The following is a 21,579-nucleotide window of genomic DNA, read 5'->3' as shown; positions in this document are numbered from 1 at the left end:
AATTGCACCTTTCAAGCAGATATCATGCAATATCTACTGTTATGCGGTATTAGCTATCGTTTCCAATAGTTATCCCCCGCTACCAGGCAGGTTACCTACGCGTTACTCACCCGTTCGCAACTCATCCGGAGAAGCAAGCTCCTCCTTCAGCGTTCTACTTGCATGTATTAGGCACGCCGCCAGCGTTCGTCCTGAGCCAGGATCAAACTCTCATTAAAAGTTTGAGTTCTCACTCATTTCTGTCACTGACAGATTTATTGTTTTTTTCATTGTTCAGTACTACAACCTTAGTTGTAGTGCCCTGCACATTGGTTCGTCTTGTTCAGTTTTCAAAGGTCTTTGTCACTCGCTTCTCTCAAGTGACAACTATATTAGTATATCACAGTCGCTTTCGCTTGTCAACACTTTTTTGAAACTTTTTTTAATTTTTTTCATCTAGTGTTTCATCTGTAACATACTATAGTCCGTACGGGATTCGAACCCGTGTTACCGCCGTGAAAAGGCGGTGTCTTAACCCCTTGACCAACGGACCGGAGTTGTTATTTTCAACTCTTACTATTATACCGACTTTTCTTACTTTGTCAACACCTTTTTTAAACTTTTTTTCATTTCTCCTGAATTACTTCCTTCAGCTCTCTGAGAAGGGCTTTGCGGCCTTTAAATCGTTCGTCTGCCCAGAGGCGTTCATAGGCTTCTTGCTTATCTTGTGGTAACTTTCTTCTATAAGTATTCAACAATTCATGAAGAGCGTAGTAATCATCCAACCACAATCCTCCTTCTGGTAGGCGATGGCTAATTTCTCCTACTTCTTCGTAGGCCATTCGGTCTAGGCGACGTTTTTGACTCTCTTGTTTTCTGACGCTATCAAGGATTCGATTGCGAAATTTTGTTTTGAAGTAGACGTAGAGTTTCTTTTCCTCTTCCACTAGTTCTGGATGCTTTTCTAGAAGTTCATGGAGACAGATCATGCCTTCTTGATCCCAATCCTCTTTCTCCCACAGGTGGAGATAGTAATCTTTTCGACATCTATGGACAATTCCTTTTACCTTCTCATAATACTTTTCAAGCATTTGCTTTCCCCCTTTCTCTGCTTGTAGTATAGCAGAGAAAGGAGGAAAGAGGGGCTGTCTTTCCTATCTTGTGTTTTTTCAAGTCTGTAATGTTATGGAAGTTGTAAATGCTGACAAGTGAGAGTGAAAAAAGACAAAGATTTGAATCCTTGTCTTTTAGCTTATAAACGTATTAGTGAAACAGATCTACAATGGTATCCCAAACTGTCTGGGCTTTTTCTTTAATCTTAGCATCTGAAATAGCTTTGCCTGCTTCATCGACCAGATTTTGCGCCCGTCCACGAATATCTGATAGTATATCATCAGACTGTGTACTAGTATCACTTGTGGTTTGTTTCCGTGTGTTTTCTGGTTCAATACCATTCAACTTATAGGCATTTTCAACTGTAAAGGTACTACCTGGTGTATAAGGAAGAATTGTTTCCGCCATACTTCTAAAAATGTGAGCAGCACCATTCGAAGTCGAACCTGCCAGATAATGATTTTCGTCCGTAGTCGGGAAACCAAGCCAATGACTTATCACCACATCAGGCGTATATCCGATAACCCACTGGTCACTTGTATATACTGGGTTAAAAGCTGCTTCAGTTGTACCAGTTTTCCCAGCCATAACATAGTCATCTGGCGAGGAGCTTATTCCTGTACCGTTTGTAAAAGTACCTAACATCATACTGGTCATTTTATCGGCTACTGACTTATCTATTATACGTTTTTGAGAATTTTTGTGAGTTGCAATGACTTGGCCACTCGCATTTTCAATACGAGTAATAAAATGCGCTTCAGGTATCAAACCTTCATTTGCAAACGCTGCATAAGCCTGCGCCATTTGTAGCGGACTTGTCTCCACCCCACCACCTAGAGCTACACCTAGCACACGATCAACATTCGTTAAATCAAGTCCGAATCTTTCACCTGATTCAAAAGCCTTATCGATACCAAGTTGCTTAACTGTCGCTACAGCAGGAAGATTTAGAGACTCGGCTAAGGCTTGATACATTGGAACTTCTGGTGATGTTTTGATCCCAGCGTAGTTGTCAACCTTATAGTCTCCATATTCCATGGTATGATTATCCAATTCTTTATTTAAAGCCCAACCCGCTTCGACTGCTGGTGTATAGACTACTAAAGGTTTAATCGTTGAACCTGGACTTCTTTTGGTCTGGGTTGCATAGTTAAAATTTCTGAAACCTGTCTTATCATCCCCTGCCACTCGACCAACAACTCCTCGAACTCCACCCGTTTTTGGCTCCAAAGCGACACTACCAGACTCTGCATGTGTCCCATCTTCAGCTGTCGGAAAGAGCGAAGTATTTTGATAGATAACCTGCATATTTGCTTGGTAATTTTGATCTAGCTCCGTATAAATTCGATAACCGTTATTAACGATTTCTTCCTCTGTTAGATTATACTTTTCAATAGCTTCATTAACAACTGCATCAAAATAGGAAGGATAACGGTAGTCTGATATTTTCCCTTCATAACTATCTTTCAATTGAGAAGCCATATCAACACTTGCTGCTTCTGCTTCCTTATTTTTATCAAGGTAACCTGCAGCCACCATATTTTGCAAGACAGTATCTCTTCGATTAGTTGAATGCTCAATAGAATTCAGAGGATTGTACAACTCTGGGCCTTTAAGCATACCTGCTAAAGTGGCGGCTTCATCAAGAGTTAATTCCGATGCTGAAACACCAAAGTACTTTTTACTAGCATCCTCAACACCCCAAACTCCATTACCGAAGTAGGCATTGTTCAAATACATGGTTAGAATTTCTTTTTTACTGTATTTTTTGGTTAATTCTAAAGCAAGAAAGAATTCTTTAGCCTTTCTCTGAACAGTTTGGTCTTGTGAAAGATAAGCATTTTTCGCTAACTGTTGGGTAATTGTAGAACCACCACCCGAGCGACCAGCTGTTAGGATAGCTAGGAAAAAGCGACTATAGTTAATTCCACTATTTTTATAGAAGCTTCTATCTTCTGTCGCAATAACAGCATTCTGCAAATCTTCACTAATTTCCGAAAGTTCAACATAGGTCCCTTTTTGACCTGACAAGGCACCAGCCTCATTCTCTTCTCTATCAAAAATCACCGTTCTTGTTTTCAAAGCATTCTGCAAGTCTGTAACATTTGTCGATTTAGCCAAGGCAAATAGATAAACCCCAACAAACAAGCTTGCACTTAGTCCAAGAATTAGAAAGATTTTGGTCAGATGATAGCGACGCCAAAATTTTCGAATAGGTCCGACTTGCCCAACTTTCTTTCGCCCACCTCTTGACCGTCTTAAATTAGTCGAGGTATTTTCTTCGTTATTAGCTTCGTCGATTTCTATTTCTTCCATTTCAGCTTCTTCTTTTTTAAATAAAGAAAGAAACTTTTCAAATAATGTATCTAATTTCATGCGTTTATTTTATCATCTTCCCCATAGGAAGACAAGAATTTAGCTAGTTTCTCTATCCAAATAATCTATTTTTTGTTACAATATCTGTATGAAATTTACCTTTGTTATCCCTGACTCTCTTCCTGAAATGACTGTCAAAATCTTCTTGGAGGAGCAACTACTCATTCCGAGAAAAATACGGCATTTCTTGAGAATTAAAAAGCACATTCTCATCAATCAAGAAGAAGTCCATTGGCATCAAACTGTCAAAGCCGGAGATGAATGTCAACTGATTTTCGATGAGGAGGATTATCCTACAAAAGAAATTGTTTGGGGGAATCCTAATCTTGTCCAAGAAGTCTACCAAGACCAACATTTGATTATCGTTAACAAACCTGAAGGTATGAAAACTCACGGTAATCAACCAGATGAGATTGCTCTTCTCAACCATGTCACCGCCTATGTAGGCCAGACTTGCTATGTCGTTCATAGACTAGACAAAGAAACAAGCGGACTCGTACTATTTGCTAAAAATCCATTTATACTGCCCATCCTCAATCGATTATTGGAGAAAAAAGAAATCTCCCGCGAATACTGGGCTCTGGTTGAGGGAAAAATAGGAACTAAAGAGCTTGTCTTTCGAGACAAAATCGGTCGCGATCGTCACGATCGTAGAAAACGGGTGGTGGATTTCAAAAATGGTCAATATGCTGAAACTCATGTAACTCGATTGAAGCAATTTCAAAACAAAACCAGTCTTCTTCGTTGTCGATTAAAAACAGGACGTACTCATCAGATTCGAGTTCATCTATCTCACCACGGACATCCAATCCTTGGAGATCCTCTCTACAATCCACATTCCAAAGCTAGTAGACTAATGTTACACGCATTTAAACTATCCTTTGTCCACCCTCTGACCTTAAACAAATTAAGCTTTACTGCGCTATCAGACACATTTGAAAGAGAATTAAACCAAAATGGATGACACTTTCATCCATTTTTTCTTATAGATACAAAAAAAGCAAGACCAGTTGGCCTTGCTTTTATCAACTCAAGAATTATTTAGCGATTTTAGCGAAGTATTCAAGAGTACGTACAAGTTGTGCAGTGTATGACATTTCGTTGTCGTACCATGAAACAACTTTAACCAATTGTTTACCGTCAACGTCAAGAACTTTAGTTTGAGTTGCGTCAAACAATGATCCGTAAGACATACCTACAACATCTGAAGATACGATTGGATCTTCTGTGTAACCGTATGATTCATTGGCTACTGCTTTCATAGCTGCATTCACTTCATCAACAGTAACGTTCTTTTCAAGAACAACTACCAATTCAGTTACTGAACCAGTTGGTGTAGGAACGCGTTGTGCAGCTCCGTCAAGTTTACCGTTCAATTCTGGGATTACAAGACCGATAGCTTTAGCAGCACCAGTTGAGTTAGGTACGATGTTAGCAGCACCAGCGCGAGCACGACGGAGGTCACCTTTACGGTGTGGTCCGTCAAGAATCATTTGGTCACCAGTGTAAGCGTGGATAGTAGTCATCAATCCTTCAACAACACCGAAGTTATCTTGAAGAGCTTTAGCCATTGGAGCCAAGCAGTTTGTAGTACATGAAGCACCTGAGATAACTGTTTCAGTACCGTCAAGAACGTCGTGGTTAGTGTTAAATACAACTGTTTTAACATCTGATCCACCAGGAGCAGTGATAACAACTTTTTTAGCTCCACCTGGGTGCAAGTGTTTTTCAGCAGCTGCTTTAGTAGCAAAGAAACCAGTTGCTTCAAGAACGATTTCTACACCGTCGTTAGCCCAGTCAATTTGTTCTGGATCACGTTCAGCAGAAACTTTAACGAATTTACCGTTAACTTCAAATCCACCTTCTTTAACTTCCACAGTTCCGTCGAAACGACCTTGAGTTGTGTCATATTTCAACAAGTGTGCAAGCATAACTGGATCTGTAAGGTCGTTGATGCGAGTAACTTCAACACCTTCTACGTTTTGGATACGGCGGAAAGCAAGACGACCGATACGTCCGAAACCGTTAATACCAACTTTAACTACCATTAGTGATTTCCTCCTTATGAAAATCATGAAAATTTTATTGTGAAAAGAGTAACTTGAATCACTACAAATCACCTTTCAACATACCTATTATATAACTATTTTAGTTTAATTGCAAGTGTGGGCGTTGATTTTCACTTTAGTTTTATACTTTTCAATTCCTCTTATTTTACTAAGACACCTTAGTAAAAGCCTTCACTCTACCACATCATGATTCCTTATAAAATTTTGGTTTCATGAAAAATCAAAAAAGAGACAGGATAACTCCTGCCTCTAGGCTAATAATCTATTATTTACGACGTCCTGGACGTTCTGCATAACCGTAGTAAGCGTCTGCCATGATTTCTTCCATGTCAGCTACCATTGGCAAGCGCGGGTTTGCAGGTGAACATTGATCTTCATAAGCAAGCAAAGCAATTTCATGCAAGCTGTCTTTCCAAGCTTTTTCATCAATTCCAAAGCCTTTGAAGTTCATTGTGATGCCAACCGCTTCACCAAGTTCGTAAACAGCTTTAGCATAAGCTTCAACCGCTTCTTCTGGAGTTGAGTGAGGTAGACCAAGCATTTTTGCAATGTCTTGGAATTTTTCATCAGCTTTCCAGTAGTTATATTTAGGCCATGTAGTAGTCTTAGATGGACGAGTTCCGTTGTAACGGATAACGTATGGAAGCAAGATTGCATTTGTACGTCCGTGAACTGTATGGTGAACCGCACCAATCTTATGGGCCATTGAGTGACTCATACCAAGGAAGGCATTGGCGAAGGCCATACCAGCCATTGTAGAAGCATTATGCATTTTTTCGCGAGCTTCTGGATCAGCTGTCTTAACTGATTTTTCTAACCATTCGAAGACAAGCTTGATTGTTTGAAGAGCGATACCATCTGTATAATCATTAGCGAAGTTTGAAGTGTAAGCTTCGGTAGCGTGAGTCAACACGTCCATACCTGTATCGGCAGCGATGAAGTCAGGAACTGACTCAACCAAAGCAGGGTCAACAATCGCAATAGTTGGTGTCAATGAGTAGTCAGCCAAAGGATATTTACGGTTGTTTTTCTTATCAGAGATAACGGCAAATGGTGTTACTTCTGAACCTGTACCTGAAGTCGTTGGAATACCAATGTATTTCGCTTTCTTGCCAAGTGATGGGAAGCGGAAGGCACGTTTACGAATATCCATGAATTTTTGAACCAAGTCACGGAAGTCGATTTGTGGTTGTTCGTAGAAGAGCCACATTACTTTAGCCGCATCCATTGGAGAACCACCACCAAGTGCGATGATTGTGTCTGGTTCAAATTTTCGCATCACTTCAGTTCCACGTTCTACAGTTGTGATATCTGGATCTGGTTCAACGTCTGAGAAGACTTGGACAGTTACACGGTTGCTACGTTTGTTCAATTGGTCGATAATGCGTTGAACGAAACCGAGTTTTTCGATAGATTTGTCTGTAACAATCATAACGCGTTCAATATCTTCACATGTTTGAAGGTATTGGATAGAATTGCGTTCGAAGTAAATTTTTGAAGGAACTTTAAACCATTGCATATTATTTCTACGTTTCCCTACTTTCTTGATGTTTAGAAGGTTAATTGCACTCACGTTATCACCGACTGAGTTGTGTCCATAAGAACCACATCCAAGTGTCAATGATGGAATGAAGGCATTGTACACGTCACCGATACCACCGAAAGTAGATGGAGAGTTCCAGATAATACGCATTGCTTTGATTTCTGTACCAAAACGTTTAGCAAGTTCTTCGTCTTTTGTATGGATAGCTGCTGAGTGACCAAGTCCATTGAACTCAACCATTTGGCGAGCTTTTTTAAGACCATCTTCTGTATCTTCGGCTTTTAGGACAGCGATAACTGGTGACAATTTTTCACGAGTTAATGGTTCTTTTGGTCCTACTTCTGCACACTCTGCAGCCAAGATGTTTGTTCCTTCTGGAACAGAGAATCCAGCTTGTTCAGCAATCCATGCAGCTGGTTTACCAACGATGTTTGCGTTTAGTTTAGCACCAGCACAGTTTTTGCTGTTAGCTTTCACACCGAAGCAGAATTCTTCGAGAAGAGCTTTTTCTTTTTTGTTTACGAAATAAGTGTGATATGACTTGAATTCTTCAACAAATTCATCATAAACTTCTTTATCAATGATAACTGCTTGTTCTGACGCACAGACCATACCATTATCAAATGATTTAGACATAACGATATCATGAGCAGCTTGACGGAGGTCAGCAGATTTTTCTACATAAGCAGGAACATTCCCGGCACCTACCCCAAGTGCTGGCTTACCACATGAGTAAGCAGCTTTAACCATGGCATTACCACCAGTTGCGAGGATAGTCGCAACACCTTCGTGGTTCATAAGTGCTCCAGTTGCTTCCATTGATGGTTCTGTAATCCATTGAACACAGTTTTCAGGAGCACCAGCTGCGATTGCTGCGTCACGAACAATTTGTGCTGCGTGTGCTGATGATTCTTGTGCTGATGGGTGGAAAGCGAAAACGATTGGGTTACGTGTTTTCAAAGCAATCAATGATTTGAAGATAGCTGTTGAAGTTGGGTTTGTTGTTGGAGTGACACCGCAGATTACACCTACAGGTTCTGCAATTTTAGTCAAACCTGTAATTGGGTCCTCTTCAATAACTCCAACTGTTTTAACGCCACGCATATTGTTTACTACGTGCTCACAGGCAAAAAGGTTTTTTGTTGCCTTATCTTCGAATACCCCACGTCCAGTTTCTTCAACTGCATGTTGTGCAAGAATTCCGTGTGCATCAAGAGCAGCAACAGATGCTTTTGCTACGATGTAGTCAACTTGCTCTTGGTTCAACTTGCGCATTTCGTCAAGTGCAACCAAAGCTTTTTGTACTAATCCATCTACATGCTTTTCAGCAGCGAGTTGTTTTTGCTCAGGTGTCAAAGTTTTTTTATCAGCCATATTTTCCTCCATAGCCTTAAAGGCTTAAACCTTTGTTGATTTTTTCACAAGTATAGTATAACTCTTTTTTTTTACTTTGTAAACAGTTTCATAGATATTTCACAAAGAATTTTCATATTTTTGTGATTTTTTTCTCAAATTCGCGTTATAATGCATTCTTTCCCCGAGGTTTGTGAAAATCTTATTATATTTTTTTATTTTCACAAACTTGTTTTTAATTTATTTTTCCACTCTTAAACCAAGGAAGCGTTTTCTTTATTTCTTGAGAAAAGACCTCCTTGTTAGGAGGTTATTGTGTTTGTTGAAATAAACCTTGTTTGAAATCCCCTTCATAGACTACTTCTTGTTCGGTAGTCAGTTTTCCTTTTCCTTCAGCTTGGCCATTCGCAAAATCACCTTCATAAACCCATCCATCCTTAGCTTGGTAGGTTCCTTTTCCATTAAATGCGCCATTTTTAAACTGTCCGGTGTAGATATCTCCATTAGAGAAGGTCATTGTTCCTTGGCCGTTCATCTTCCCACGAACAATACTTCCGTCATATACTAGTGAATCGCCATCCAATTTTAAAACTCCTTGCTTAGGCATATTCCCTACAAATACAAATATAGCACAAAGAGCTATGACTACTACTGCTGCAATTTCCAAACGGGGACGTGTTAAATAGACACTATATTTTTCATAGAGTTTTTTTAAATTTTCCATGTTCACTCTCATTTTCTAAGCGACTTAACCAAGCCTGGCAACCAGTTAAAACTCGGTCATAAGTTTCTTCAAAATCACCTGTATACCAGGGATCTGGAACGCTTTCAGATGCAAAAGGCTGTATCTTATATTGTTGATCCTGTGGACACATCTCACGCAAATCAGCGAGATTAGACTCATCCATCCCAATGATATAGTCAAAATACTCAAAATCTTTTTTAGAAATTTGTTGGGAAGTTTTCGAAGTATCATAAGGAACGCCATGACTTCGAAAGATGCCTTGCGTCCCTTTGTGGATTGGATTACCGTGTTCCCAGGAAGAAGTCGCTCGACTTTGAATCTCATATTTATCGGTCAGGGATTTCATTACAAATTCCGCCATAGGACTGCGACAAATATTGCCAAGACAGACAAAGACAACTTTTTTCATCATTGTTCCTCTCATTTATAGAAAAACGGGAATGCATTCCACCCCGTTTTATTCTTCAATAGCACTGCCTTCTTCGATAACTGCACCTTCAGGTGTGACAGCTTCTTTGACTGGCAAAACTGTTCTAATTGCACCTAATTCGAAAGTCAAGTATACTCCGTCTACATCAAGTACAATCGTTTTGTTTTCAGTATCAACTTCGTCGACTGTTCCGTAGAGACCACCGATAGTGATTACTTCGTAGCCTTTTTGAAGTTTGTTGAGGCTCTCCATACGTTTTTCAGCTTGTTTCTTTTGAGAACGTTGCATGAAGAACATCAAACCAAACATCAAAACAAGCATAATCAAGAATGTTAAATTCCCACCCATTATTTTTTCTCCTTTGTAATTCAGATAAAACTACTATATCAAATTTCACTTGTTTTTACAAGATTGCACCTTGATTTTAGGTCAATAAAAAACCAGAGCAAATGCCCTGATTTTTCTTATTTCAAGTTGTTTACAAGTTCTACTAAGTTTTCAACTGTAAATCCATATTCTGCTAAAACTTTTGGTGCTGGCGCAGACGCTCCAAAGGTATCAATACCGAGAACCGCTCCATCAAGACCAACGTATTTGTACCAGTTTTGAGTTGCTCCCATTTCAACCGCTACACGACGACGAACTGCATTTGGTAAAATCTCTTCTTTGTATGCTGCATCTTGTGCATCAAATACATCTGTAGACGGCATGCTGACTACGCGAACTTTTCCACCTTGACTTGCCAATTCTTTAGCAGCTGCAACAGCCAGATTAACCTCTGAACCAGTCGCAATCAAAATTGTATCAAAGTCTGCTGCATTTTCATATACAACATAAGCTCCTTTTGCAACTTTAGCAAAGTCTGTTCCTTCTTCAACAGTCAAGTTTTGACGAGTCAAGACAAGAACAGTTGGTGTTTTCTCGCTCTTCACTGCTTGATACCAAGCTGCTTGAGTTTCACGCGCATCTGCTGGGCGGAAAACATTAAGGTTTGGAATCGCACGAAGACCTGCCAAGTGCTCAATCGGTTCATGAGTTGGTCCATCTTCACCAACTGCGATTGAATCGTGAGTGAAGACATAAGTCACTGGAAGACCTTGTAAGGCTGACAAACGAACTGCTGCTTTAAGGTAGTCTGAGAATACGAAGAAAGTTCCACCATAAACTCGAAGTCCACCGTGAAGAGCCATTCCGTTCAAGACAGTACCCATTGCAAATTCACGAACACCAAACTGGATGTTGCGATTCAAGCGATTTGCATCATCTTGAAGTCCATCAGTTTTGATGTAAGTCATATTTGAATGAGCGAGGTCTGCTGATCCACCAAGGAAGGTTGGCAATTTAGCAGCTACTACATTCAAAGCATCCTGACTTGAGTTACGAGTTGCTTGAGAGAAGCCATTTTCTAAAGCTGGGAAGTCTTCTGGAGTCACCTCAACTGGATCACGTCCTTCGATGATTGCTTCCACTTCTGCAGCCAGTTCTGGGTGAGCTTCTTTATAATCTGCGACTAGTTTTGTCCATGCTTCATAGGCTGATGCGCCACGGTCTGCAACATTTTCTTTGAAATCAGCATGAACTTCTGCTGGGATTTCAAATGGTTCATAGTTCCAACCAAGTGCCTGGCGAGTTGCCGCAGTTTCATCCGCGCCAAGAGGGGCACCGTGTACGGCATTAGTCCCTTGTTTATTTGGAGAACCATAACCAATAACAGTTTTCACTTCGATCAAAGATGGTTTTCCTGAAGTCTTAGCTTCTTCAATAGCAGCATGAATAGCTTCTAAGTCTGTTCCATCTTCTACCAAGGCTGTATGCCAACCATAAGCATTGTAACGATCACGGACACTTTCTGTGAAAGAATCTTTTGTCTCACCATCCAAGTTGATATCATTTGAATCATAAAGAACAACCAACTTGTCAAGCTTTTGCAAGCCTGCATAAGAAGCAGCTTCACTTGAGACACCTTCCATCAAGTCACCATCTCCACAGATAACGTAAGTGTAGTGGTCAAAGATGTTATAACCTTCACGATTGTACTTAGCTGCAAGGAAACGTTCTGCTTGTGCAAAACCTGTCGCAGTCGCAATCCCTTGTCCTAGAGGGCCTGTTGTTGCATCAACCCCTGCTGTATGACCGAATTCTGGGTGACCTGGAGTTTTAGAGCCCCATTGACGGAAGTTCTTCACTTCATCCATACTCACATCTTCAAATCCTGAAAGGTGAAGAAGGGCATAAAGAAGCATTGATCCGTGACCAGCTGAAAGAATGAAACGGTCGCGGTTAATCCAGTTTGGTTGGGCTGGATTGATACGAAGTTCTTTAGTGAATAGGCTGTATGCCATCGGTGCAGCTCCCATAACCACCCCTGGGTGACCTGAGTTCGCTTTATTGATAGCGTCAATACCTAGAAAACGAATCGCATTAACAGATAGATTTGACATAGAATTTCCTTTCTCTTTGAGGTGATAGGTCTATCACATATTCTATTTGTACTATTATATGAAAATTATCCGTATCGTGCAACATACGGATAACCTCCAGAAAAAATTTTTATATTAAAGCAAGGCTTTGAATTGGATGTTTGAGTCTTGTTCGAAGCAGTCATCAAAACCACGTGGGTGATGGTATTCTATTAAGTGTTGGTCTTGAGGATAAGTGTATTTACCACCAACTTCCCAGATAAATGGATGGAAATCGTATTGCAAGCGATCTTTTCTCATTTTCCAAAGTTCTAGGATTTCATTGGTAGAAGCCATGAAGTTAGACCAGATATCATAGTGAACTGGAATAATGACTTTTGCACGAAGATTTTCTGCCATGCGAAGAAGGTCGATAGAAGTCATTTTATCTTGGATACCTACTGGGTTTTCACCATAGTTATTCAAAGCAACATCAATTTTGAAGTCTTTACCATGTTTTGCAAAGTAGTTAGAGAAGTGAGAATCAGCTCCATGATAGATGGTTCCACCTGGTGTTTCAAAGACATAGTTAACAGCCTTTTGAGCCATTTCTTCATCTGTAACAGCTAAGCCAGCAAGTTCACCACCTGTCTCATCAGCACCGTTCACTGGTAGCGTTACCAAGCAAGTACGGTCAAATGATTCTACCGCATGAATCTTCATGTCTTTTAGTTCAATAGTATCACCTGGTTTGACAACGATGATGCGTTCTTTTGGAACACCCCATCCTTCCCAGATTCGTCCACAATGGTAAGGGCCGATAAACTTAACATGTTCTAACTTAGGATTATTGAGAATTGCTGCAGCTGTGTATGGGTCGATATGGTCACTATGGAAGTGTGAAACCAAGTAGTAGTCGAGTTCATTGATAGCAAATGGATCGATAACCATTGGCTGAACACGTAAGTTTGGTTGCAATTTACGAACACCTGCCATATTTGCCATTTGGTGTCCGCGAACCATATCTTTCACTTTTTTAGTTGATTTTCCACGGTTTGACCAAAGGTCCATGACAACGTTAGCACCACCTGGTGTTTTAATCCAAGTACCACAGTTGCCTAGCCACCACATGGCAAAGTTACCTTCAGGAACGACTTCTTCTTCGATTTCTTCGTTCAACCATGTTCCCCACTCTGGGAAAGTAGCTAAAATCCATGATTCTCTTGTAATTTCTTTTACGTTTGGCATTTGAAATCCTCCATATTTTGTTCAAGTATTTATTTCATACTTAGTATAACACCGACCGATATATTAAAAAAGACCAAGAAAAACACAGGCTTGTGTTCATCATTGGACTGTGATGTTTATGATTCATCTAAAAAAGCTTGGATGACTAATTCTTGGTTGATTAAAAGTTGAATTTCTTCTTGTAATTTTGCCGCTGCATGTTTATCCGATATATAGGTGCCGATAATGGTTGATAGATTTTCCTTGAAGGTTCGACCGTCTTTTCTAAGAACCTTATTCTTCATAAAGTCTGTCATGCGTAAAATATCTTCTGCCTCAAGTATAGGATTTACCTTTAGCACTGGGAAGCGACTCTCAAGCTCATCGTTTGTTGTAATAAGTAAATCAACCTGAGTAATATCCTCCACGCTTTTGAACTGCTCAGTGGTAAAGACTGCCCCAATCTGTTCGTTTGGAAGATAGAAGCGACATTGTTTAAGTAAGAGTTTAGAAACGCCAACTCCTTCATCACACACAATATAAATCTTCTTGGTATTGTTTTGAATCGATGGAGTATACTTTAAAAATCCTCCAACGTGAATGGTCAGATAGGCAATCTCATCATCCGTCAATCGAATCTGCCAGGTTTCTTCTAGCACTTCAGCACATTTTTTTGTAATTACGAAAAGCTCACTATACTTGGAACGAATCTGCCGAGTCAAAGGATTTTTTGAGAAGATCCCATAATTTTTTCTAAATAGTAGAGCCTTACAATGAATCACGAGATTCCTCAACAAGTCTTCTTTCTGTTCAATCTCCATTCTGGTTTGAGATTCAAAACACCAAATAAACTCTTCTAAAGCTATTCTCAAATGTTGAAAATCTTTACTTTCTGCATGGATGTCTCGATCTTTTCGATAGGATAACAAAAGAATGGCCAAGAGAGATGTATCTAATTCTGAAAACGAGATGCCAAATGTTTCAAACAAGCGTTCTCCTAGTTTCTTAGATACCTGGTATTCTATCCTCTTTCGAATCAATGAAAATTCTTGATCAATTTCTTGATGTTTATCTTGATTTCGAGTAACGGTATCACACCCTAGTAGAAGATAGGGAAGGACCTGTAACATAAAGGTGACTTCGTGATGGTTTATTTTTTTCCCCAAATCCTGCTCAACCAGTGGAACCTGTTTTTTGAGAAATTGATTGACCTCATCGGAAAGAAGCATCTCACCGTCTAATCGTTCCTTGATTTTTTCCTCTAAAATAGCAACAAAGGCTGGATTTTCCTCCATAAAGATATGATAGAGAAGGGATTGAAGATACTGGATTTTATTAAGAGGATGTGCATTTAGATAGTAACCTCGAGATTTACTAACTTGAAGCGTTACTTGATACTGCTCTAGTGTCAGCTGGTAACGAATGCTATTTAAGTCATTAAGGACTGTATTTCGAGAGACTTCTGTTAATTCCATGAGTTTTTCAAGCGTGATTCTCTCTTTGGAAATACCAATCAGAAGGAGCATCAGCTGCATCCGCTCGTTGGCACTCATGATGTAATCATAAGAATCAACTTCGTCTAATAATTGACGACAAGCTTCTCTTTGTTCATCGGTCAAGTAAATACCAATCCGAGGCAGACTGATGATATGCAAATTCTCATCATCCAGAGCATCATTGATTTTATCAATGTGATAGTAGATTTTTCTTCGAGATTGAGCTAGATCTTTTGAAATCGTCATAATCGTTTTGGACGTTTCTTGATCCATCAAATATTGAAGCAAGTCACAGCTCGCCTTATCTAAAACCATAATTCATACTCCTCTATTTGTCAATCGCTTCCAAAAACAACTTTATAATGGTATCACATTCGTACAGACTTTGCAATTATATGCTGTAAACTCCGAACAGGGGATATTGACAACTACAAAAGCGAGGCTTGGATCGAAAGCTCCTAGCCTCTTTTCAATTCAATTTCTTATTTCTTTTGACCGTAATAAGCATTTGGTCCATGTTTACGTTGGTAGTGTTTTTCTAGGATGTACTGAGGAGCAGGTTCAACTCTTGGATTGATTTGCTCTGTGAAACGATTCATCTTAGACACTTCCTCTAGTACAACAGAGTGATATACAGCATTCTCTGGATTTTTGCCCCAGGTGAATGGACCGTGATTACGTACGACAATCCCTGGTACTTCAACAGGGTTGAGACCACGACGTTCAAACTCTTCTACGATAACTAGACCAGTGTCTTTTTCATAGGCTACTTCTACTTCATCCTTGGTCAAACTACGAGCGCAAGGGATTGAACCGTAGAAATAATCCGCATGGGTTGTTCCATAGAAAGGAATATCACGACCTGCCTGAGCCCAACCAACAGCTTCAGTCGAATGGGTATGGACCACACTAGCAATCTCTGGCCAAGCCTTATATAACTGCACATGAGTTGGAAGATCAGAAGATGGTCTTAAATCTCCTTCTAGAACCTTGCCATCTAGGTCAGTTACCACCATATTTTCAGGTGTCAATTCGTCATAATCTACACCTGATGGTTTGATAACAATGACACCGAGTTCGCGATTGACTTCAGATACATTGCCCCAGGTAAATTTGACAAGTCCATGTTTCGGTAATGATTGATTGGCATCACAGACTCGTTTACGCATAGCATTGATTACTTGATTCATCTTACATCAAACCTGCTTTCTTAATTAGTGGGTAGAGAAAAGCTTGGGCCTCTTGAATAGCTGCGCGTGTTTCTTCTACAGTTTCACAATTTTCAGACCACATTTCGATTAGGAAAGGACCATTATAATTGGTTTGCTTTAAAATATCGAAAGCTTCTTCCCATTTGACACAACCTTGCCCAAAAGGTACATCTCGGAACTGACCCTTTGAATTTTCTGTCACTGCATAAGTATCCTTGAGATGGAGAGCTGCGATGGCATGATGGCCAAGATAAAATTCACTGTAGACATCATTATGCCATGCAGACACATTCCCAATATCTGGATAGACAAAGAGGTAGGGGGAGTCAATCTCTTTCTCTACAGACAAATATTTTTCGATGCTATTAATGAAAGAATCATCCATAATTTCAATAGCAAGTACCACCTGAGCTTCTTCAGCCCAGTCACAGGCTTTTCTCAAATTTTTGATAAAACGTTGGCGTGTCTGGGGTGACTTTTCCTCATAGTAAACGTCGTAACCAGCTAATTGAATCGTACGAACTCCCAAATCTTGGGCTAATTCGATACATTTTTTCATGAGTTCTAGAGATTTTTCCTCTAGAAATGGATCATTCGATCCCAATGGGTAACGACGATGGCCTGAAAAACAGATAGAGGGAATACGAACACCAGTTTCATAGATCGCTTTGACAACTTCCAAGCGCTCTTCCTTGCTCCAGTCAAGTCTTGCTAAGCGCTCATCACGTTCGTCAATAGACATCTCGACAAAATCAAAGCCTAACTCCTTAGCAAAATTTAAACGTTCTAGCCAAGTAAAATGGGTCGGGGTTGCCTTTTCATAAATTCCAATTGGACGTGCCATGGCTTACCCCCAAATTCGTTTGATTTCATCCTTGAAGGCACGCGCTGCTCCTGCTGGATCCGCAGTCTCTGTAATTCCACGACCTGCGATAAAGGTAAAGACATCAATGCCTTCAAAAAGTTTGAGAGTATCTACATCTAGACCACCTGTTACAGAAACACGGAAGCCCATGTCAATGAGTTTTTTAACCTTATTAAGGTCTTTTTCACCCCAAGTTTCACCAGCAAGAAGGGCATCACGAGATTGGTGATAGATAGCTTGTGAGATACCTGCATCTAACCAAAGCTGAGCTTGTTCAAAAGTCCAATCACCATACAGCTCGATCTGAATTTCGCCACGGTCTCCACGTTCAGCCTTGATAGCCTTTAGAGCAGCTTCCATGGTAGGGATGGTTGCACAACAGATACAAGTCATCCAATCTGCTCCACGAACGGCATTATTTTTGGCAACAGTTCCACCAGCATCGGCACATTTTGTGTCTGCCACAATAATCTTATCTGGGAAAAGGCTACGCAAGACTTCAACCAATTCACTTCCAACTTGAAGCAAGCAAACAGTTCCAGCTTCGATAATATCTACTTCCTGACCAACAGAAACAGCTGCTTTAATCGCTCCTTGCAAGTCTGAATGGTCTAATGCAACTTGTAAATTAGGTATTCTTTTTGTCATTTCTTTATTCCTCTTTCTAACTTTCCAAATCCAATCCTTCAAGATAAGGGCTATCCTTAGATTCTTCGATCATCGCCAAGACATCTTCTTTAGTCTGGCAAGCCTGTAAACGTGCAATAGAATCTTCTAATTCAAACAAGGCAATGATTTGTGGAATGGCTACACTTGTGTGAATTTTTGAACTTGTTGCCGCTAGTGCCAACAAAACAGAGACCTCTTTCCCATCTGAAAATACAACAGGATTTTGTAAGGTAATCAATGAAAAGGCATCTCTTTGCACTCCAGCTTCAGGTCTAGCGTGGGGCATAGCCATACCTGGCATTAAGATATAGTAAGGGCCATACTCTTCAGTTGATTCGATAATAGCATCGTAATACTCTGACAAAATTGCCCCACTTTCAATCAAGGGATCTACTGCTACCTTGACTGCTTCCTTCCAATCTTTAGCCTCTAAGCCTAGTCGGATTGAGTCATTGTCAATTAAAGCTTGTTTTAAATTCATATCTGCCTCCTTTATTTAAAGAGGGAGAAGGACAGAAACGATAACTCCCAGTTTCTGTCCAGCCCCCTCCAACCTTTTACTGTAGTGCTTGACTGAGTTTTTCAGTGATTTCTTTATCATCCATCAAGTTGTCAAGCCCGATTAACTTCCCATTAGTCCGACCTTCCAATTCTTGGATCAAATGAAGAGAAGCGATTACGATGTCATAGCCTGCTGCTAAACCTTTTGCTTCACCGACACTGCATGAATTGACTGTAAAGTCTGTTTGATTAAGCTTACGGAGGGCATTTTCAACCTTCATCTTGATAACCATAGATGAACCCATTCCATTTCCACACGCTGCTAATACTTTAACCATTTTATTTCTCCTTTTCTAGACACTAAGCTTCTTCTTGAACTTCACCGTTGTAATATTTCTCTTTATCTTTTGCTTTTGCAAATTGAAGTTGAGGAATAACAAGCAAGAAGAGACATACAAGTACATAACCAACAATACCGAGGTATTTGAAGATATATCCAAATCCAAGCCATGGGAATTCAAAGTCGATATTTCCATGGTAACCACCGTAAGATGCTAAGTCGAGAAGGGCTACACAGAGAGCTCCTAGAGCAACTTGGAGGACACCTGAAATGAAGGATAGGATAACGGCTGCTTTCCATCCACCACGCTTATCAGCATAGACCGCGATGGCTGCATTATCAAAGAATACTGGTACAAATCCTGTAATAATAAGGACAGGGTTTTTAAAGACGATGAGCAAAACAATTGTAATCAATTGACCAATCAAACCAAAGGCAAATCCAGACAAGACAGCGTTTGGAGAACCAAATCCATAAGAAGCTGCAACGTCAACTGCTGGGAATGAACCTGGCAACAATTTGTTTGAAATACCTTGGAAGGCATTTGTCAACTCAGATACGAACATGCGGACACCTTGCATCAAAACGAACAAGTAAACTGAGAAGGTGAAGGCTGTTTGGATAATGTACATAAAGAAATCTTGTTTTGCAGGATTGAATAGAGTTCCTGAAGTGATGACTTCTTTATTAGACATAATATCTGGACCTAAGATTAACAGAATGGCTCCGAAGAATACGAGCATCAAGGTAGCAGATGCAACAACTGTATCGTGGAAGATTGAGAGAAACTTAGGTAGTTTAAGATTGTCTAGACTTTCTTCTTTCTTGCCAAAACGTCCTGCCACTTTATCTACAAACCAGATTGCAAATTGTTGTTGGTGACCAATCGCAAATCCGCCACCACCAGTCAGACGTTGAGTTGCCTCAACAGTCATATTTGAACTAACTGCCCAGTAAAGGCCACAGATGATACCGATTGCTGCTGTACCATAAGCATTTCGCAATTGTGGGACTAAGAATAGAACCATAAGAGATACAGTCGCAGCTTGTTGTACCATGATGTGACCAGTAATAAAGAGGGTTCTTACTTTCGTAATCTTGCGTAGAGCTACAAGCAAGATATTTACTCCAAAACCGATCAATAGAGCTGTTGTTGCAGTTCCGACGAAATCTGGAAATTCTGCTGCAATTTTGTTGTTTGCTGCAGCAAGTCCAAAGTAAGGGTCAATAACCGCTGCACCAATTTGGAATTTGTAGTTAAGGGCTGCCAAGATTGGGCGGAAGGTTGTAACCAAACCACCAGCACCCACGTTGAGCAACATATAACCTACTGTTGCTTTAACGAAACCTGAGAAAACGTCATGAGCAGGTTTTTTCAAAAGTGCATATCCTATTAGCACCAATAAACCTACAAAAAATGCGGGATTCTGCAAAATATTGCTAGAAAACCAATTTAGAACACTTGAAATGACTTCCATAATTGTTCTCCTTTTGAATTGTTTTTGTAAGTTTATTATATAATGTGAAAACGGAAACAAAAAGACCAAGAATTACACAGCGGACTGTTCACTCTTGGACTGTATGATTTATGATATTTTACGGCTTATCTTATTTTCTCGTAGCTAGATAAAAGGGAAGAATTGTTTCATAAGATTCCAGTAGGGCTTCTAGGATTTCTTCTTCAGATGAATTTTCTGTCACTGGAACATCTACCTTCACTAAAACCTTTCGGACTTCCTGATGGGATAATTTTTCTCTTAAAATTTGACGATTTTCCTCAGTAGCCTCCATCCTTTGACTTTCTCCCTCTGAGTATACTAAATAATAAATTCCTTCTACCACTGGAACTTCTAGGACCTTGGCTTGTTTGCCTAATGTTCGCTCATCCTTCTTACGTTCAATAAAACTCACTTCTAGTGAAACTCCAAAATCAGAAGGACTTCCATACAAACGAAGGGCCAACATAGGCTCTGTCACTTCTCCCTCACGCTGTAGATAGGCCCAGAAATGCGGTCGCAAACGTTGGGCTTGATTCATCCACTGACTCGTCCCTTGGAGATCCCATTCTGGATGTCTTTCTTGAAAAGCCTTGGCTAAGTGTGTAAAGACCTTTCTAGCCTCCTGCCCCTTACTCCTCAAATAAAGCATTTTTTCAGCTTCTTGACCTGCCTTCTCGGGTTTTTGATACTGTAAACCAGAGAAAGCTAGATATTCTCTCATTGTATTCAACATAAGATCAACCTCCCTTAGCTAGCAAAAAATCAGGATGCCCCTGATTTTGCTTTGATTATTCTGTATCAACCACAACGTAACGATTTGGTTCATCACCTTCTGAATAACTAGTGACACCCTCCATACGTGAAATAATACGATGGATGATTTTACGTTCGCTACTAGACATTGGATCAGTCACCTGACTACGCCCCTCTTCTAGGACACGTGTAGCTAACTTCTGTGCATAGCTCTGCAAGACTTCTGCACGGTGCTCTACATAATCATTAACATTGATGGTAATATAGAAGGTTCTTGAATAGCGGTTATAAAGATAATTTTGCGCTAAAAGCTGGAGAGATTTCAAAACCTTACCATGGTAACCGATAATACGACCCGGTTCATTGGTATCAATTTGCATATTGATAGAACGGCGATTTGAGGTACTTGAAATTGCTCCCTCAACATCCATATCATCAATAATACCTTGAACATAGTTGGTCACTTCTTCGACCACCTGGTCAATATCATAGGTCGGTTCAATCTTCAAACCTAGATTTTCTAAATCATCATTCTGCTCGACTTCTTCCTGTTCTTCCTGCTCTTTAGATTCTTCTGGCAGTAAATCTTTTAGAATGGCAATATGACCAGTCTCCTCTAAAATTGTACTAGCCTCTTTCTCATTTTTTAGAATTTCGGCCTTAACCTCTTCAGAGATCCCTTGCCCTTCTTCCTCGATTTTCTTGATTGCTTCAACAACATGACCTAAGTCTACTGTTGCCTCACTAACAGTCTTAACGGGTTCGTTCTTAGCATTAACTTCCTTTGGAACTCCTTTGACTGCTTGCTGATTTGCCTTCACAACAGTTGTCTCACTAATTGCTTCGATATCAACTTGCGCTGGTTTCTTCCCAAAAAGGCCAAAGAAACCTTTTTTCTCCCTTGAGACAACCTTAATATGCGCCTTCATTCTAGGAATCCCCAATTCCTTCAATCCCGTTTGGATCGCTTCCTCAACAGTTGAACCTGTAAATAATACCATTACAAGATTC

19 protein-coding genes, 1 tRNA gene and 1 rRNA gene are annotated in these 21,579 nt (G+C 40.1%); 1 reads left to right on the top strand and 20 read right to left on the bottom strand.

Annotated elements, in window-relative coordinates:
• The 4 genes from QM406_RS04375 to pbp2a form a co-directional block, all read right to left on the bottom strand.
• A 16S ribosomal RNA gene (locus tag QM406_RS04375) occupies positions 1 to 218 on the bottom strand; the annotation flags it as partial.
• 242 nt (positions 219 to 460) lie between these two features.
• A tRNA-Glu gene (locus tag QM406_RS04370) sits at positions 461 to 532 on the bottom strand.
• 73 nt (positions 533 to 605) lie between these two features.
• Complete coding sequence (locus tag QM406_RS04365) at positions 606 to 1,070, bottom strand: sigma-70 family RNA polymerase sigma factor (RefSeq protein ID WP_414273508.1); 465 nt, start codon at positions 1,068 to 1,070, stop codon at positions 606 to 608.
• Between the two features lie 172 nt (positions 1,071 to 1,242).
• Positions 1,243 to 3,468, bottom strand: a complete 2,226-nt coding sequence (gene pbp2a, locus QM406_RS04360; RefSeq protein WP_414273507.1) for a penicillin-binding protein PBP2A — start codon at positions 3,466 to 3,468, stop codon at positions 1,243 to 1,245.
• Positions 3,469 to 3,556: 88 nt separating this feature from the next.
• Here pbp2a and QM406_RS04355 point away from each other — a divergent pair, with 88 nt between their 5' ends.
• Positions 3,557 to 4,432, top strand: a complete 876-nt coding sequence (locus tag QM406_RS04355) for an RluA family pseudouridine synthase (protein WP_414267820.1) — start codon at positions 3,557 to 3,559, stop codon at positions 4,430 to 4,432.
• Positions 4,433 to 4,505: 73 nt separating this feature from the next.
• Here QM406_RS04355 and gap read toward each other — a convergent pair whose 3' ends face one another.
• From gap to jag, 16 genes are all read right to left on the bottom strand, one after another.
• On the bottom strand, positions 4,506 to 5,516 hold the full coding sequence (gene gap, locus QM406_RS04350) for a type I glyceraldehyde-3-phosphate dehydrogenase (RefSeq protein WP_045762475.1): 1,011 nt from the start codon (positions 5,514 to 5,516) through the stop codon (positions 4,506 to 4,508).
• 286 nt (positions 5,517 to 5,802) lie between these two features.
• Positions 5,803 to 8,454 carry a bifunctional acetaldehyde-CoA/alcohol dehydrogenase gene (gene adhE / locus QM406_RS04345; protein WP_414273506.1) on the bottom strand — a complete coding sequence of 884 codons (2,652 nt, stop codon included), beginning with the start codon at positions 8,452 to 8,454 and terminating at the stop codon, positions 5,803 to 5,805.
• Between the two features lie 289 nt (positions 8,455 to 8,743).
• A complete protein-coding gene (locus QM406_RS04340; protein ID WP_414273505.1) occupies positions 8,744 to 9,157 on the bottom strand; it encodes a hypothetical protein in 414 nt (137 codons plus the stop codon).
• Positions 9,132 to 9,587: a low molecular weight protein-tyrosine-phosphatase gene (locus tag QM406_RS04335; protein WP_045762480.1), complete on the bottom strand. Its 456-nt coding sequence runs from the start codon at positions 9,585 to 9,587 to the stop codon at positions 9,132 to 9,134. Before QM406_RS04335 ends, QM406_RS04340 begins: the two co-directional genes overlap by 26 nt.
• A 48-nt stretch (positions 9,588 to 9,635) precedes the next feature.
• Complete coding sequence (gene yajC, locus QM406_RS04330) at positions 9,636 to 9,956, bottom strand: preprotein translocase subunit YajC (RefSeq protein WP_000509386.1); 321 nt, start codon at positions 9,954 to 9,956, stop codon at positions 9,636 to 9,638.
• Between the two features lie 116 nt (positions 9,957 to 10,072).
• Positions 10,073 to 12,049 (bottom strand): transketolase, encoded by a 1,977-nt coding sequence (gene tkt, locus QM406_RS04325; protein WP_414273504.1) that lies wholly within the window; start codon positions 12,047 to 12,049, stop codon positions 10,073 to 10,075.
• Between the two features lie 114 nt (positions 12,050 to 12,163).
• A complete protein-coding gene (gene ulaG / locus QM406_RS04320) occupies positions 12,164 to 13,255 on the bottom strand; it encodes an L-ascorbate 6-phosphate lactonase (RefSeq protein ID WP_006153413.1) in 1,092 nt (363 codons plus the stop codon).
• A 116-nt stretch (positions 13,256 to 13,371) separates the two neighbouring features.
• On the bottom strand, positions 13,372 to 15,045 hold the full coding sequence (locus QM406_RS04315) for a BglG family transcription antiterminator (protein WP_414273503.1): 1,674 nt from the start codon (positions 15,043 to 15,045) through the stop codon (positions 13,372 to 13,374).
• A gap of 167 nt (positions 15,046 to 15,212) precedes the next feature.
• Positions 15,213 to 15,920, bottom strand: coding sequence for an L-ribulose-5-phosphate 4-epimerase (locus QM406_RS04310; protein ID WP_006153388.1), 708 nt, complete (start codon positions 15,918 to 15,920; stop codon positions 15,213 to 15,215).
• Position 15,921: 1 nt separating this feature from the next.
• On the bottom strand, positions 15,922 to 16,785 hold the full coding sequence (locus QM406_RS04305) for an L-ribulose-5-phosphate 3-epimerase (RefSeq protein ID WP_414273502.1): 864 nt from the start codon (positions 16,783 to 16,785) through the stop codon (positions 15,922 to 15,924).
• A 3-nt stretch (positions 16,786 to 16,788) separates the two neighbouring features.
• Entirely contained in the window at positions 16,789 to 17,454 is a 666-nt protein-coding gene (locus tag QM406_RS04300) for a 3-keto-L-gulonate-6-phosphate decarboxylase UlaD (RefSeq protein ID WP_414273501.1), read from the bottom strand.
• A 16-nt stretch (positions 17,455 to 17,470) separates the two neighbouring features.
• On the bottom strand, positions 17,471 to 17,956 hold the full coding sequence (locus QM406_RS04295) for a PTS sugar transporter subunit IIA (RefSeq protein ID WP_414273500.1): 486 nt from the start codon (positions 17,954 to 17,956) through the stop codon (positions 17,471 to 17,473).
• A 76-nt stretch (positions 17,957 to 18,032) separates the two neighbouring features.
• A complete protein-coding gene (locus tag QM406_RS04290) occupies positions 18,033 to 18,314 on the bottom strand; it encodes a PTS sugar transporter subunit IIB (protein WP_000241466.1) in 282 nt (93 codons plus the stop codon).
• Between the two features lie 22 nt (positions 18,315 to 18,336).
• Positions 18,337 to 19,794 carry a PTS ascorbate transporter subunit IIC gene (locus QM406_RS04285; protein WP_060956301.1) on the bottom strand — a complete coding sequence of 486 codons (1,458 nt, stop codon included), beginning with the start codon at positions 19,792 to 19,794 and terminating at the stop codon, positions 18,337 to 18,339.
• Positions 19,795 to 19,924: 130 nt separating this feature from the next.
• A complete protein-coding gene (locus tag QM406_RS04280) occupies positions 19,925 to 20,548 on the bottom strand; it encodes an HI_0552 family protein (protein WP_414273499.1) in 624 nt (207 codons plus the stop codon).
• A 55-nt stretch (positions 20,549 to 20,603) separates the two neighbouring features.
• The gene (gene jag / locus QM406_RS04275; protein ID WP_049548843.1) at positions 20,604 to 21,569 is read right to left on the bottom strand and encodes an RNA-binding cell elongation regulator Jag/EloR; all 966 of its coding nucleotides are present in this window, start codon (positions 21,567 to 21,569) and stop codon (positions 20,604 to 20,606) included.
• Positions 21,570 to 21,579: the final 10 nt, after the last annotated feature.

The organism is Streptococcus infantis, from assembly GCF_047465035.1.
Taxonomy (GTDB): Bacteria; Bacillota; Bacilli; order Lactobacillales; family Streptococcaceae; genus Streptococcus; species Streptococcus infantis_T.
The sequence above is the reverse complement of the archived record's forward strand: the minus strand, read 5'-3'. Positions and strand labels throughout refer to the sequence as shown.

Excerpts from the sequence above, each read along its gene's own strand:
- QM406_RS04300 (WP_414273501.1), bottom strand. The coding sequence starts at position 17,454 with ATGACAAAAAGAATACCTAATTTACAAGTTGCATTAGACCATTCAGAC.
- jag (WP_049548843.1), bottom strand. The coding sequence starts at position 21,569 with ATGGTATTATTTACAGGTTCAACTGTTGAGGAAGCGATCCAAACGGGA.
- QM406_RS04310 (WP_006153388.1), bottom strand. The coding sequence starts at position 15,920 with ATGAATCAAGTAATCAATGCTATGCGTAAACGAGTCTGTGATGCCAAT.
- pbp2a (WP_414273507.1), bottom strand. The coding sequence starts at position 3,468 with ATGAAATTAGATACATTATTTGAAAAGTTTCTTTCTTTATTTAAAAAA.
- QM406_RS04365 (WP_414273508.1), bottom strand. The coding sequence starts at position 1,070 with ATGCTTGAAAAGTATTATGAGAAGGTAAAAGGAATTGTCCATAGATGT.
- gap (WP_045762475.1), bottom strand. The coding sequence starts at position 5,516 with ATGGTAGTTAAAGTTGGTATTAACGGTTTCGGACGTATCGGTCGTCTT.
- QM406_RS04285 (WP_060956301.1), bottom strand. The coding sequence starts at position 19,794 with ATGGAAGTCATTTCAAGTGTTCTAAATTGGTTTTCTAGCAATATTTTG.
- QM406_RS04290 (WP_000241466.1), bottom strand. The coding sequence starts at position 18,314 with ATGGTTAAAGTATTAGCAGCGTGTGGAAATGGAATGGGTTCATCTATG.
- QM406_RS04305 (WP_414273502.1), bottom strand. The coding sequence starts at position 16,785 with ATGGCACGTCCAATTGGAATTTATGAAAAGGCAACCCCGACCCATTTT.
- QM406_RS04295 (WP_414273500.1), bottom strand. The coding sequence starts at position 17,956 with ATGAATTTAAAACAAGCTTTAATTGACAATGACTCAATCCGACTAGGC.
- ulaG (WP_006153413.1), bottom strand. The coding sequence starts at position 13,255 with ATGCCAAACGTAAAAGAAATTACAAGAGAATCATGGATTTTAGCTACT.
- tkt (WP_414273504.1), bottom strand. The coding sequence starts at position 12,049 with ATGTCAAATCTATCTGTTAATGCGATTCGTTTTCTAGGTATTGACGCT.
- QM406_RS04340 (WP_414273505.1), bottom strand. The coding sequence starts at position 9,157 with ATGGAAAATTTAAAAAAACTCTATGAAAAATATAGTGTCTATTTAACA.
- adhE (WP_414273506.1), bottom strand. The coding sequence starts at position 8,454 with ATGGCTGATAAAAAAACTTTGACACCTGAGCAAAAACAACTCGCTGCT.
- QM406_RS04335 (WP_045762480.1), bottom strand. The coding sequence starts at position 9,587 with ATGAAAAAAGTTGTCTTTGTCTGTCTTGGCAATATTTGTCGCAGTCCT.
- QM406_RS04315 (WP_414273503.1), bottom strand. The coding sequence starts at position 15,045 with ATGGTTTTAGATAAGGCGAGCTGTGACTTGCTTCAATATTTGATGGAT.
- QM406_RS04355 (WP_414267820.1), top strand. The coding sequence starts at position 3,557 with ATGAAATTTACCTTTGTTATCCCTGACTCTCTTCCTGAAATGACTGTC.
- yajC (WP_000509386.1), bottom strand. The coding sequence starts at position 9,956 with ATGGGTGGGAATTTAACATTCTTGATTATGCTTGTTTTGATGTTTGGT.
- QM406_RS04280 (WP_414273499.1), bottom strand. The coding sequence starts at position 20,548 with ATGTTGAATACAATGAGAGAATATCTAGCTTTCTCTGGTTTACAGTAT.